This window comes from Candidatus Binatus sp. (genome assembly GCF_030646925.1).
Taxonomy (GTDB): Bacteria; Desulfobacterota; Binatia; order Binatales; family Binataceae; genus Binatus.
Genome location: NZ_JAUSKL010000107.1, coordinates 1 through 12582, shown reverse-complemented (window position 1 = coordinate 12582; position 12582 = coordinate 1). Strand labels below are relative to the sequence as shown.

The window sequence follows — 12582 nt, the reverse complement described above, 5'->3', positions numbered from 1 at the left end:
TATCGCGGAGTTGGTGGTGAAATCATGGCTGCGCCAAAAATGTTCGACTTGAGCGGAAACGTCGCTGTCGTCACCGGTGGCAACGGTGGAATCGGCCGCGGAATCGCGCTCGGATTCGCGGAAGCCGGCGCCGCGGTGGCGATCCTCGCGCGCAACGAAGACAAGAATCGCGGCGTGCTCGCCGAACTCGAGCGTCTCGGCGTCCCGGCGATCGCACTCAAGCTCGATGTCACCCAGCGCGATCAGCTCCGCCCCGCGATGGAAAACGTCGAGCGCAAACTCGGCCCCGTATCGATCCTCGTGAACAACGCCGGTATCGCCGTGATGCGCGGCGCGATGAAGTTCCGCGCCGAGGATTGGGACCGCGTCGTCGAGACCAATCTGAGTTCGTGCTTTTTCCTCTCGCAGATAGCGGCGCAATCGATGGCGCAACACCAGCGCGGCAAGATCATCAACATCGCAAGCGAATACTCGATTTTCGGCGCGCAAAGCGGAATCGCGTACGCCGCGGCCAAGGGCGGACTCGTGCAAGCGACGAAAACGCTCGCGATCGAACTCGCGCCGCACAATATCCAGGTCAACGCGCTCATCCCCGGATGGATCGATACAGACCTCACAGTGCCTGCGCAGTCCGGCAAATTTTTCGAGGAAATCATCACGCGCACGCCCGCCGGGCGCTTCGGCAAGCCCGAGGAGATGGCCGGCGCCGCGATTTTTCTCGCCTCGCACGCATCCGACTTCGTGACCGGCGCGACCATCTGCGTTGACGGCGGCTTCGCGATCCGCTGATTCGCCCCCTCTTTGCCTCGCCCGCTTTTTTGCGGGAGAGGCGGCCGAGGCGCGAAGCGTCGAGGCGGTGAGGGTGCAGGATCGTGCCCAACGGAAAAAAAAGATCCGGGATTCTTCGCTTCGCTCAGAATGACAAAAGTTGGTGTCGTGCTCGCGAACGGCCGCGGGCGCATTTAACGCTGCCCCGACCGCGCTGTATCATCTCGCATCATGGCCCGACACAAACCGCCTTCACCTGCGAATGTCAATTCCGATCGCCCGACTCTGCCCGCGCTCAAGCCGCTCCGCGTGATGGTCGCGGGCGAAGTGATCCTCGACCGGTACATCTGGGGCGACGTTTCGCGCATCTCGCCCGAGGCGCCGATTCCAATTTTGCGCGTGCAGCGCCGCGAGGAGCGCCCGGGCAACGCGGGTTTCGTGATGGCGAATTTGCGCGCGCTCGGCGCCGACGTTTCCGCGCTCAGCGTCGTCGGCAGCGATCGCAATGGCCGCCTGCTGCGCGAAATCTTTGCCGCTCTCGGAATCGCGACGCGCGCGATGCTCACCGATCCCGATCGTCCCACCACTGTCAAGGATCGGATGCTCGGTTCCGTGCAGGCAGCGCATCGCGGGACGCAACAACTGCTGCGCGTCGATGAAGAAGATCCGCGCCCGCTGAGCGCCGTACGTGAACGAGAACTGATCAAGCGCATCGCGGCGGAATTGCAACGCGTCGACGGCGTGCTGATTTCCGACATCGACAAGGGGATGCTCACGCCGGCCGTGCTGCGCGCGCTGATCGACGGCGGTCGCAAACGCGGCATCCCGGTGATCGTCGATCCGCGCCGCACGTCTGATTTTTCCATTTATCGCGGCGCCACCGCGCTCACGCCCAATCGCTTCGAAACCGAACTGGCAACCGGGATGCATCTGACCGATCGCGACGAATGGCGCAAAGCCGCCGAGACCCTGGTCCGCAAACTCGGCCTCGAAGCGTGTCTCATCACGCTCGATCGCGACGGCATGTATCTCGCCGAACGCGGCGGCCATGACACTTACGTGCCGACCGCGCCGCGCGACGTGTACGACGTGACCGGCGCCGGCGATGTGGTGCTGAGCGTGTTCGGGATGTTCTCGATCGCCGGACTCGGCTATTCATCCGCCGCGCGCATCGCGAATCTCGCCGCCAGCATCGAGGTCACGCGCCTCGGCACCGAAGTGATCACGCGCGACGATCTCGCCCGCGCGCTGAGCCCCGTTCACAGCAGCTACGAGCATAAGATCCTGTCGCTCGACGAACTCAAGAGCGTGCTCGAGCGCGAGCGTCGCGCTGGCCGCCGAATCGCGTTTACCAACGGATGCTTCGATTTGCTGCATGCGGGTCACGTGCAGAGTCTCGCATTCGCGCGCGCGCAGGCCGACTTGCTGGTGGTTGGCCTCAACAGCGATCGCAGCGTGCGCGCGATCAAAGGCGACGCGCGACCGATCTATCCGTCGAGTGAGCGCGCGCGCATCCTCGCGGCGATGGAGGCGGTCGATTACGTCGTGATTTTCGACGACGCCCGCGCGGAGAAGATCATTCGCGCCGTCAAGCCCGACGTTTTGATCAAGGGCGATGATTGGCGCGGCAAAACCGTCGATGGCCAGGCGTTCGTCGAATCGCGCGGCGGACGAGTCGCGCTGGCGCCGATGCTCGACGGGCGCAGCACTACCGCAGTGATCGATCGTTTGCGCGCGCCCCGAACCGGCGCGTGATCTGCGCGACTATCAGTCGCAGTTCCGGCATTTTCATCATCCACGCGCCCAGCAGATAGATTCCGCCGTACACTGAAAGAATCGCGAGGCCGCCGATCCGCGGACCGAGTCCCGCGATTCGGAGTTTCAACCCGAACGCGAGAATCGCGGCGCCGATCGACAACGTCCACAGCCTGGCGAGATACGATTGCTCGAGCCCGGTCCATCCGATCCGCTTGTTCAACGAGGCCCGCAGCAGCGCGAACTCGACCCATCCCGCGACGCCCGCCGACGCCGTCAGTCCCGCGACTCCCCATTTTTGCGCGATGCCGATCAGGTGCGGCAGCGGAATCGCGCACAGGTAACCGAGCACCAGCGTCAGCGCGACGCGAATCATCGCGAACCTGAGCGGCGTCCGCGTATCGAACAATGCGTAGAACGCGGAGTTGTAAAGTCGCCCCATCGTCGCGGCGAGCAGTCCGATTCCCGAGCCCGCGACCACGCCCCACACGTAAATTGAATCGCTGTGCGTGAACGCGCCGGATTGGTAAATCAGCGCGACGATCACGTCGCCAAGAATCAGGAACGCCGCCGACGACGGAATCACCATGAACGCAATCTGGCGCAGCCCGTGGTTCAGCCGCGTGCGCAAAATCGCGTTCATCTGCTCGGGCATCGCGCCCGCCGCGCGGGACATCGCCGGCAACTCCGACGCCGCGACCGAGTAGCCGAACAGACTGATCGGCATCATGTAGAGCAACTGCCCGTAGTTGAGCGCTGCGACCGCGCCGGTCGGCAGCAAGCTCGAGAGCACGTTATCGACGTAGGTCGTCAGGTTGACGACTCCGCGGCTCGCGACGACCGGCGTCAGATTACGAAACACCGCGCGCAGCGGCGCCGCGACGCGCGCGAAATCGATCCGATGCTTGCTCAGCAGCGCCATCGTCGCCGGCGCCTGCACCGCGATTTGCAGCGCCGAGCCAACCACTGACGCCCACGAGATCGCGATCGCGAGCCCATCCTGCGACCGCCGCGGTCCGTACCACAAGAGCGCCGCGATCATCGCGACGTTCCACGCAACCGGCGCCGTGTATGAAATAAAAAATTTGTGATGACTGTTCAGCACGCCGAGGAACCACGCCGAGATCACCAGCAAGCCCGCGCCCGGAAACAGGATGCGCACGATCTGGATCGTCAACTCGCGTTTGTCGCCCTCGAAGCCCGGCGCGATCACGTCGATCAGATACGGCGTCACCATCACCCCGAGCGCGACCAGCACCGAAACTCCAAGCGTCAGAATCGCGCCGACGCCCCATGCCACCATGTCGGCAGTTTCGGTATCGCCCTCGCCAAGCAATTTTCCGTACACGGGGATGAACGACGCCGACAGCACGCCCTCGCCAAACAGATTCTGCAAAATATTCGGGATGCGGAAGCCGGCCTTAAACGCGTCGGCGGTCGCGGAGTTGCCGAGGTAGTGCGCGAAAATGCTGTCGCGAATCAGCCCTGCGATGCGGCTGAGCAGCACGCCGCCCGCGATCGTGCCCGCGCGATTTGCCGTCGATCCGCCAGCCTCGCCGCTCGCGTTGCCCGATTCGTTTTGCGCTTGCGCGTCCGCGATCGCCGACGCTTCCATCTCCGAACCATCGGATAACGCAACCGCGTTTTTTGTGTGTTTTGAGGCTATTTCAGACAAGTCCCGCTCTCGCGATCGGCAGTATAACGACCGCCTCCACCATGTTGTAGCACCCCCTCTTCTGCTGATGCCGCAGCGCGCGCGGACGGCTACAATGTTCGCGTGAGCTTCTCACTCTACGTCCATATTCCGTGGTGCCAGTCCAAGTGCCCGTATTGCGATTTCAATTCGCACGCCGCCGCGTCGTGGCCCGAGCATCAATACACCGCCACGCTGATTGCTGAACTCGAGCGTCGCGCCGCGATGGCGCCGTTTGCCGGCGAACGCATCAAGACGATCTTTTTTGGCGGCGGCACTCCGTCGCTGTTCGATCCAAAATCAATCGGCGCGATTATCGACGCAGCCGCGCGAATTTTCGGAATCGATTCCGGCGCAGAGATCACGCTCGAAGCAAATCCCGGCACCGTCAACGCTGAAAAATTGCGCGGGATGCGCGCGGCGGGCGTCAATCGCATCAGCTTCGGCGCGCAATCGTTCAACGATGCCACGCTGAAATTCCTCGGCCGCATCCACACCGCCGACGAAACGCGCGAGGCCGCCAAACTGGCGCATCGCGCCGGCTTCGATCGCCTCAACCTCGACTTGATCTTCGCCGTCCCCGGCCAGACCGTCGCCGACATTTTGTTCGATATCGAGTCAGCCGTCGGGCTCGAGCCCGATCACATTTCCGCCTACAACCTGACCTTCGAGGAAGGCACCGCTTTTTTCACCGACTTGAAGCGTGGACGAATCAAGCAGTTGCCGACCGACGAGCAGGCCGCGATGTATGCGACCGTGCGCGAGGAAATTCCGCGCCGCGGCTACCCGATGTACGAAATCTCGAATTACGCGCCGCCCGGCCACGAAGCGCGCCACAATCTCGCTTACTGGCGCGGCGAAAGTTACATCGGAATCGGCGCCGGCGCGCATAGCTATGCTCGCGACGGTCAAGGCGGACGGCGATGGTGGAATGAAAAATTCCCGGCGCGCTACATCGCGGCGATCGAAGAGCGCGGCCTCGCCGAGGCTGGCTCCGAAAACGTCGATGAGACCAGTTCGCAGGGCGAGTTCGTGTTCCTGAATCTGCGGCTCCGCGACGGCTTTGCGCTCCGCGATTTCCATGATCGCTTCGGCCGCAACTTCGAATGTATCTTCGGCGCGACCGCCACTCCGCTCTTCAACGACGGATTGCTCACGCTCGATCGCGGCCGTATCAAGCTTACCGATCGCGGCCTCGAAATGGCCGACTCCGTCTTCGCCGAATTCGTCTAGGCGGAACGGGCGAGCGTGGCGTCGAGCAACTCGAGCACGCGCGCCGGCGTCGCGAGCCTGATAAACGCGCCCAGGCGCGGGCCCCTCTCCTGCCCCAGGATCGATCGATACATCAGCGGAAAAATCTTGCCCGGCTTGTCGTAATTCTCGCGCCCGAGATCATAAATCTTCTTCTCGATCTCCTCGGCGCTCGCGTCCCGATGCTCTCCGAGAAACTCGACGAGGCTCTGCAACTGCTCCCGCTCAACGCCGGTCGGCGCGTATGCCTGCTTCGTCGGCTCGATAAAATCCGCGTAGAAATTCAGCGTGCACTCGATCAAAGTGCGCGCCATCGCTTCGGTCTCCGCGTCGCCCGCGATCGCCGTGTCGTAGCTGGTCAGATATTTCCAGATGAAATCGCGATCCGAACTTCCCAGCGTCGCGACCAGGTTCATCATCATCCCGAAACTGAGATCGCTGTTGAATCTTCGCGGCGTATTTTTCTGTAGCACGAACTCGAGCGCCGAGCTTTTCTGCGCGGCTTCATCCGCGTTGGCGTGCTCGCGCAGCGCGCCGAGGAATTCATCGACGTATTGCGGAATCGAGCCGAGAAACAATTTCCGTGCGCGCCGCGGATTCTGCAGCAGGAACATCTTCAGCACTTCGATCGGCGCGTAGCGCGTCCATTGCTCGACCGTCACGCCGCGCCCAATCGACTTCGATACCTTGCGCCCCTCTTCGTCGAGAAACATCTCGAACGGAAACCCCAGCGGCGGATTGCCGCCGAGCACGCGCAGGATTTGTCCCGACAGGCGCGCCGAATCGGTGAGGTCCTTGCCGTAAAGTTCGTAATCGACTGCGAGCGCGTACCATCTGAGCGCCCAATCGACTTTCCACTGCACCTTCGCTTTGCCGCCCAGCACCGATTGCTCGCCGCTGAAGCCGCATCCGGCAACGCCGCCCGCGCTCTTCTCGCAGACGAACTCGATCGCCGCGCGCTCGACGTGATACGCCGTCACCCTGCGCTCGATTACCTGCCCGCAGCGCGGACAAAGCGGCATGAACGGCGACCATCCCGCGCGATTTTCCTCGCGCAGCGTCGGCGTGATGATCGCGGTGATCGCCTGATGCTTTTCGAGGATCAGCTTGAGCGCCTCATCGAAGCGTCCCGCCGAATACATCTCCGACGACCGGATCAGTTCGTACTCGACTTCGACCGGCTCCAGAAATTTTGTCAGCAGGCCGACCATGTGCTCCGAAAAACTGGCGCAGCATCCGAACGGATCGGAAATCTTCGACACCGGCTGGCCGAGATGCTGCGCGATTTCTTCGCGGCGCGGCACGTTCTCCGGCACTTTGCGGAGCCCGTCCATGTCGTCGATGAAAACGATCAGCCGCGTCGGCCGCGACGGTTCGATCTTCCCGAATGCGTGGCGCACGTACGACGGCCGCAGGATTTCGCACATCGTGCCGAGATGCGGCAATCCCGACGGTCCGAAGCCGCTTTGAAAAATCACCGGCCGCGATGCCTCGTACGACGACACCCGCTCGCGGAGCCGCTCCGCTTCCTCGCGCGGCCATAGCGTCGCGCCTGAGACCGCCGGCGCCTGTGATTCGTTTTTGCCCGCACCCGCCATCGCTAGCCGTTTTCCTGTTCCGATTGATCGCCGCGCAAAACGGCCGCCACCGCCTCGTGCACCCACGGATCGATTTGCAGGTCGCGCATTTTTTCGGACGCGAGGCGCAGTTTGACCGCGCAATTAGCGCAAATCAGCGCTTCCTGCCGAAAGCCGGCAATATCCTCGACCAAGATGCGCATCAGCCATTCCGCCGTCGGCCGCCGGCAAATCGCGCAGTTGAATTTAGTCGGATGAGATTCGGACGGATCCATATAACCTGCTATCATACATCATTGCGTCAGATCTTTGCGCTGTGATAATCCCCGAAATCCGATGATTCTCGCCGATTCCGACGAACCCTATAGTTGCCGGTCATTTCCGACCGCCGCCTGCTTCGCCGACAACCCGCATCTGATCCGCCGATAGTTCGACCTCGGCCGCGCAGAACTTCATCCCAATCCTAAATGGACCCAGCTTTTACCAAACAGAAAATCAAGGAACTGCGTGCGATGGTCTGCGAGGGTGATCGCGTCGCGATTCTGCTCCAGGACGATCCCGACCCCGACGCGATGTCGAGCGCGATGGCGCTGCGCACGCTGCTCGGGCGCAATAAGCAGACCACGCCGATCTTTTCCTTCACTCCCGTCACCCGCCCCGAAAACCGCACGATGGTGCATCTGCTCGAAATCGAGATCGCCCAGGCGACCACCGAAGAACTCGACACCTTCGACAAGATCGCGATGGTCGACGTGCAGCCGCCGTTCTTCGGCGAAAAAATTCCCCGCGCCGATATCGTGATCGATCATCATCCCGGTTACGACTCCGGCAACGCGCCGTTCGAGGATGTCCGTGTTCGCTACGGCGCCACCGCCACCATCATGACCGAGTACCTGATGACCGCCGATGAGCGCATCAGCGAACGCCTCGCGACCGCGCTGCTCTACGGCATCCGCAGCGACACCCTGATGCTTTCGCGGCGCGTCACCGAGGACGACCTGCAGGCGTTCACGCATCTCACGCCGCTGGCAAATTACAATCTGATGCGCCAGATCGATCGGCCCGAACTGCCGCTGAGTTTCGCGCAGATTTTAGGCCGCGCGATGAAGCGGATGGTGGTCGAGGACAAGTTGATCGTGCTTAATCTTGGCCGCGTCGAACGCGATGATCTGATTGTGCAGATGGCCGACTTCTGCCTCCAGTTCGAAGGAGTCGAGTGGGTCGCCGTGGCCGGCAAGCTCGGCAAAAATCTCGTCATCAGCGTCCGCAATCATGGGATGGGCCGCGCCAACGCCGGTGAACTGGTAAAGACTCTGTTCGGCGATATCGGCAGCGCCGGCGGGCATCGCAATATGGCCAAGGCAGTCATCCCGCTTACCAGTTGGCGGCGCCGCGAAAAGACCACGCGCGATCCCGCAATCGAGGCGCGGCTGCGCGACTTGTTCGCCGGGCAAATCATAAAGACGACCGAAGGCGACGACGGCCGCTCCCCTAACGGACGCAATGGTTCGTAGCGTAACCGGCCTCACGATCGTGCCCGCGGCATAATGCGGCGAGAATCGCCCGCCCGCCCCGTTTACCGCGCACGCGGATACCTTTATCGTAAAGGCGTGAACGTGGCGGAGGCGACTGTGGAGGTGAAGAATCGGCTCGGGCTGCATCTGCGCGCAGCATCGACCCTTGCGCAAACCGCCTCAAAGTTCTCCTCGCAAGTGATGATCGGCCGCGGCAAAACCATGACCAACGCCAAGAGCGTCACCTCGATTATCATGCTCGGCGCCGGGATTGGCTCGAAACTGAAGCTGCGCACCGAAGGTGCCGACGCTCGCGAAGCGCTAAAAGCGGTGCAGGACTTATTCGAAAACCGCTTCGGCGAAGAATGAACTGCTTTGGCTTTTGTGCGCCTTGAAGCAGCTAATGGACCTTGACCCTGCCCAATCGGTCAGTTATATCATTCGTCCACAGCCGCAATGCCGCCCGCATAGCAGCGAACTTCGCTGCTGCGATGCGTTGAATCTAACTGACTTGAACGAACTCAGTGCCGCGACCCAGTTTGCCAGGTTGAATTACTGTCGGCCGTGGCGCGCCCGCAACCTCTTGCCAAGGAGCTACCGCGAATGCCGTTGAAGAATTTCCTGTTCACCTCCGAGTCCGTCTCGGAGGGTCATCCCGATAAAATGTGCGACCAGATCTCGGATGCCGTCCTCGATGCTCTCCTCAAGGAAGATCCCAACTCACGCGTCGCGCTCGAGACCCTCACCAAGACCGGACTAATCGTGCTCGCCGGTGAGATCACCAGCAAAGGACACCCCGATTTCGTCGATATCGCCCGCAAGACCGCGATTGGTATCGGCTACGACAACGCCGACGTCGGTTTCGACGGCAATATGTGCGCAGTCCTCACCGCGATCGAGCCGCAGTCGCCCGATATTTCCCAAGGCGTGACCGAGGGCGAGGGACTGCACAAGGAACAGGGCGCCGGCGACCAGGGCCTGATGTTCGGTTTCGCGTGCGACGAGACGCCCGAGCGGATGCCGCTGCCGATCGCGATGGCTCATCGCCTGATGGAAAACCTCACCCGGATGCGCAAGTCGAAGAAGGTCGATTTCCTGCGCCCCGACGCCAAAAGCCAGGTCACCGTTCGCTACGTCGATAACCGCCCGGTCGAAGTCACCGCGGTCGTCATCTCGACTCAGCATTCGCCTAACGTGAAGTACCAAACGATTCGCGAATCGATGATCGAAGAAGTGATCAAAAAGACCATCCCCGCGCAGTACCTCACGCGCGACACGGTGTATCACGTCAACCCGACCGGCAGCTTCGTAATCGGCGGACCGCACGGCGATTGCGGACTCACCGGCCGCAAGATCATCGTCGATACTTACGGCGGCTACGGCCGTCACGGTGGCGGCGCGTTCTCGGGCAAAGACCCGAGCAAAGTAGATCGCTCGGCTTGCTACATGGCGCGCCACGTCGCGAAAACCGTCGTCGCAGCCGGCCTCGCGACCAAATGCGAAATCCAGGTCGCTTACGCGATCGGCGTCGCTGAACCAGTCTCGCTGCTGATCGATACGTTCGATACCGGCACGGTGTCCGAAGAAAAGCTCTCGGCCACGCTGCGCGAGCTGTTCGATTTTCGCCCCGCGGGCATTATCAAAACCTTGAATCTAAAGCGCCCAATCTATCAATCGACCGCCGCGTACGGGCATTTCGGCCGTCCTCCCGTGGACGGATTTTTCCCGTGGGAGCGCACCGACATGGCCGAGCAACTTAAGAATGCGTTCGGTCGAAACGGCCGCTAGCCGGATCCGCACGCCTCAACAACGAAAGATTTCCCGGAGATTTACCAAGATGTCGACGACTGCCGCCAAGCGTAAAGTCATGCCCAAAGCCCGCGCCAACTCCACCCTGCCGGAATACGATGTTCACGATCTCGGACTCGCGGAAGCGGGCCGCAAGCGAATCGAATGGGCCGACAAGCAGATGCCCGTGTTGCGGCGAATCCGCGATCGTTTTGCCAAGGAACTGCCGCTGAAGGGCCAGCGCCTCGGAGCCTGTCTGCATATCACCTGTGAAACCGCCAACCTGCTGCGCGCTTTGAAAGCGGGCGGCGCCGAGGTGTTCGCCTGCGCCTCGAATCCGCTCTCGACCCAGGATGATGTCGCCGCCGCACTGGTCGATCAGTACGACATCCCCACCTACGCAATTCACGGCGAGGATCGCGATACCTATTACAGCCATCTGCGCGCAGTGCTCGAACGCCATCCCACCATCACGATGGACGACGGCGCCGATCTCGTAAGTCTCCTCCACACCGAATACGCGAGCCTTGCCGAGCAGGTCAAAGCGAGCATGGAGGAGACCACCACCGGCGTCATCCGGCTGCGTGCGATGGCCAAGGACGGCGCGCTGAAAATCCCCGTCGTGGCAGTGAACGACGCGCAAACCAAGCATCTGTTCGACAATCGCTACGGCACCGGCCAATCTACGCTCGACGGAATCATCCGCGCGACCGGCGTGCTTATCGCCGGCTCGGTCATCGTCGTCGCAGGCTACGGCTATTGCGGCCGCGGTATCGCATCGCGCGCTCGCGGACTCGGTGCCGACGTGATCGTAACCGAAGTCGATCCGATTCGCGCGCTCGAAGCCGCGATGGACGGTTTCCGCGTGATGAAAATGATCGACGCTGCGAAAGTCGCCGACATCTTCATCACCGCCACCGGCGACAAGCACGTGCTCTCGTCGGTTCATTTCGGCCTGATGCGTGACGGCGCGTTCCTCAGCAACTCGGGCCATTTCGACGTCGAGATCGACATGGCCTATTTGACCGACACCGCGAAGAAAGTCGAGAAGAACGTCACCCGCAACGTCGATGCGTATCATCTGTCGAACGGCCGCGTCGTTTACGTTTTGGGCGAGGGCAGGTTGGTTAACCTCGCGTGCGCAGAGGGTCATCCCGCGCAGGTCATGGACATGAGCTTCGCCACGCAGGCGATGGCTTCCGAATGGGCCGCCAAGGCCAAGCATCTGGAAATAAAGGTCCATGAAGTGCCGGTCGAGATCGAGCAGGACGTCGCCGCGGTGAAACTCGCCGCGATGGGCATCAAGCTCGACACCCTCACCGCCGAGCAGAAGAAGTATCTCGCGAGCTGGGAATCCGGCACTTAAGGAAATCGAAAGTTACCGCTTGCGACCGCGGCTTCGCTCCCAGAAGCCGCGCGGTTCGAGAATGTCGAGACCGCGAATTGACTTGCCAAGTTCAAGCAGTTCGCGGTCTCCTGTTATGAAGACTTCCGCGCGGGCGGCCACGGCTGAGCCCAACACCTCGAGATCGCTTTTGTCGTTGATGAAATGGCGGGAAGATCCTCAGTCCGCGTCTCGACGTGAAAGTTGCGCAGAAACGCCTCGGTCTCTTCGATTGTGACGTCATTGACCTTCAGCTTTCGTTTGAGTAGGCGCCGAACTTCCTTGATCACTACCTCCGACGTCAGCAACTCGTGTTCTCGGATGACGCGTGCGACCAAATCGCGACAAAGCCCTCGCGTTGCGAACGCGCTGACCAGCACGTTCGTGTCGAAGAAGACTCTCACGAAACGTCTTTGAAGATGTCCTCGTCGATCAGGTAGCCGCGCGCCTCAGCCAACGGCATCACACGATTCCGGATTTGTTCGAACTGAAGAATCAGCAGATGACGCCGGAGCGCTTCGCGGACGATCTCGCTGCGCGTTCTGCCCGATCGTCGAACCGCTTTTTCAAGCAACGGCTTCAGGTCGCTGTCGAGACGAACAGTTACGACGTCGCGTTTCATGCCTTAAATGTAATACGCGGCGACGGATCGAACAATAATCTGCGGTCTCTGGGCACCGGCGGGTTAGCCGCTAGTCGTCGAACCGGAGGTTCGACCAGCGCCGATAAAGTTCGCCGCATCCCACCGACGTTCCGATCAGCAGCACCGCCAGCACGAACTTCGCCGACAGCGGATGCCACAGTGCGTCGCCCAGAAACGCGAACAGGATCGTCCCCGGGATCATCCCGATC

The 12582-nt window shown here is 61.6% G+C and carries 12 protein-coding genes; 7 read left to right on the top strand and 5 right to left on the bottom strand.

The genetic code is table 11. The annotated features are described in order from the left end of the window. Positions 1-24 precede the first annotated feature (24 nt). Both Q7S58_RS18400 and Q7S58_RS18395 read left to right on the top strand, forming a co-directional pair. Positions 25-789: an SDR family NAD(P)-dependent oxidoreductase gene (locus Q7S58_RS18400; protein WP_304829381.1), complete on the top strand. Its 765-nt coding sequence runs from the start codon at positions 25-27 to the stop codon at positions 787-789. A 210-nt stretch (positions 790-999) separates the two neighbouring features. Continuing rightward, positions 1000-2523 carry a bifunctional heptose 7-phosphate kinase/heptose 1-phosphate adenyltransferase gene (locus Q7S58_RS18395; protein ID WP_304829378.1) on the top strand — a complete coding sequence of 508 codons (1524 nt, stop codon included), beginning with the start codon at positions 1000-1002 and terminating at the stop codon, positions 2521-2523. On the opposite strand, the gene murJ is transcribed toward Q7S58_RS18395, so the two are convergent. Continuing rightward, positions 2477-4138, bottom strand: a complete 1662-nt coding sequence (murJ, locus tag Q7S58_RS18390) for a murein biosynthesis integral membrane protein MurJ (protein ID WP_304829375.1) — start codon at positions 4136-4138, stop codon at positions 2477-2479. The two genes, Q7S58_RS18395 and murJ, sit on opposite strands and share 47 nt — an antisense overlap. A 162-nt stretch (positions 4139-4300) precedes the next feature. Between murJ and hemW the strand changes: the two genes are divergently transcribed. Next, positions 4301-5449, top strand: a complete 1149-nt coding sequence (hemW, locus tag Q7S58_RS18385) for a radical SAM family heme chaperone HemW (protein ID WP_304829373.1) — start codon at positions 4301-4303, stop codon at positions 5447-5449. On the opposite strand, the gene lysS is transcribed toward hemW, so the two are convergent. After that, positions 5446-7065, bottom strand: a complete 1620-nt coding sequence (lysS, locus tag Q7S58_RS18380) for a lysine--tRNA ligase (protein WP_304829371.1) — start codon at positions 7063-7065, stop codon at positions 5446-5448. The genes hemW and lysS overlap by 4 nt on opposite strands. A 2-nt stretch (positions 7066-7067) precedes the next feature. Beyond that, positions 7068-7247: a hypothetical protein gene (locus Q7S58_RS18375; RefSeq protein WP_304829368.1), complete on the bottom strand. Its 180-nt coding sequence runs from the start codon at positions 7245-7247 to the stop codon at positions 7068-7070. A 264-nt stretch (positions 7248-7511) separates the two neighbouring features. On the opposite strand from Q7S58_RS18375, the gene Q7S58_RS18370 reads away from it, so the two are divergent. The 4 genes from Q7S58_RS18370 to ahcY all read left to right on the top strand — a co-directional run bounded on the left by Q7S58_RS18370 (position 7512) and on the right by ahcY (position 11712). Then, on the top strand, positions 7512-8558 hold the full coding sequence (locus Q7S58_RS18370; RefSeq protein ID WP_304829365.1) for a bifunctional oligoribonuclease/PAP phosphatase NrnA: 1047 nt from the start codon (positions 7512-7514) through the stop codon (positions 8556-8558). 102 nt (positions 8559-8660) lie between these two features. Further along, the gene (locus tag Q7S58_RS18365) at positions 8661-8927 is read left to right on the top strand and encodes an HPr family phosphocarrier protein (RefSeq protein ID WP_304829363.1); all 267 of its coding nucleotides are present in this window, start codon (positions 8661-8663) and stop codon (positions 8925-8927) included. Between the two features lie 234 nt (positions 8928-9161). After that, positions 9162-10346, top strand: coding sequence for a methionine adenosyltransferase (gene metK / locus Q7S58_RS18360; protein ID WP_304829360.1), 1185 nt, complete (start codon positions 9162-9164; stop codon positions 10344-10346). Between the two features lie 79 nt (positions 10347-10425). After that, positions 10426-11712: an adenosylhomocysteinase gene (ahcY, locus tag Q7S58_RS18355; protein WP_370655549.1), complete on the top strand. Its 1287-nt coding sequence runs from the start codon at positions 10426-10428 to the stop codon at positions 11710-11712. Between the two features lie 113 nt (positions 11713-11825). On the opposite strand, the gene Q7S58_RS22315 is transcribed toward ahcY, so the two are convergent. Continuing rightward, positions 11826-12134, bottom strand: a complete 309-nt coding sequence (locus tag Q7S58_RS22315; protein WP_370655542.1) for a PIN domain-containing protein — start codon at positions 12132-12134, stop codon at positions 11826-11828. Beyond that, entirely contained in the window at positions 12131-12352 is a 222-nt protein-coding gene (locus Q7S58_RS18350) for a CopG family transcriptional regulator (RefSeq protein WP_304829354.1), read from the bottom strand. The genes Q7S58_RS22315 and Q7S58_RS18350 overlap by 4 nt, the downstream gene beginning before the upstream one ends. Positions 12353-12582: the final 230 nt, after the last annotated feature.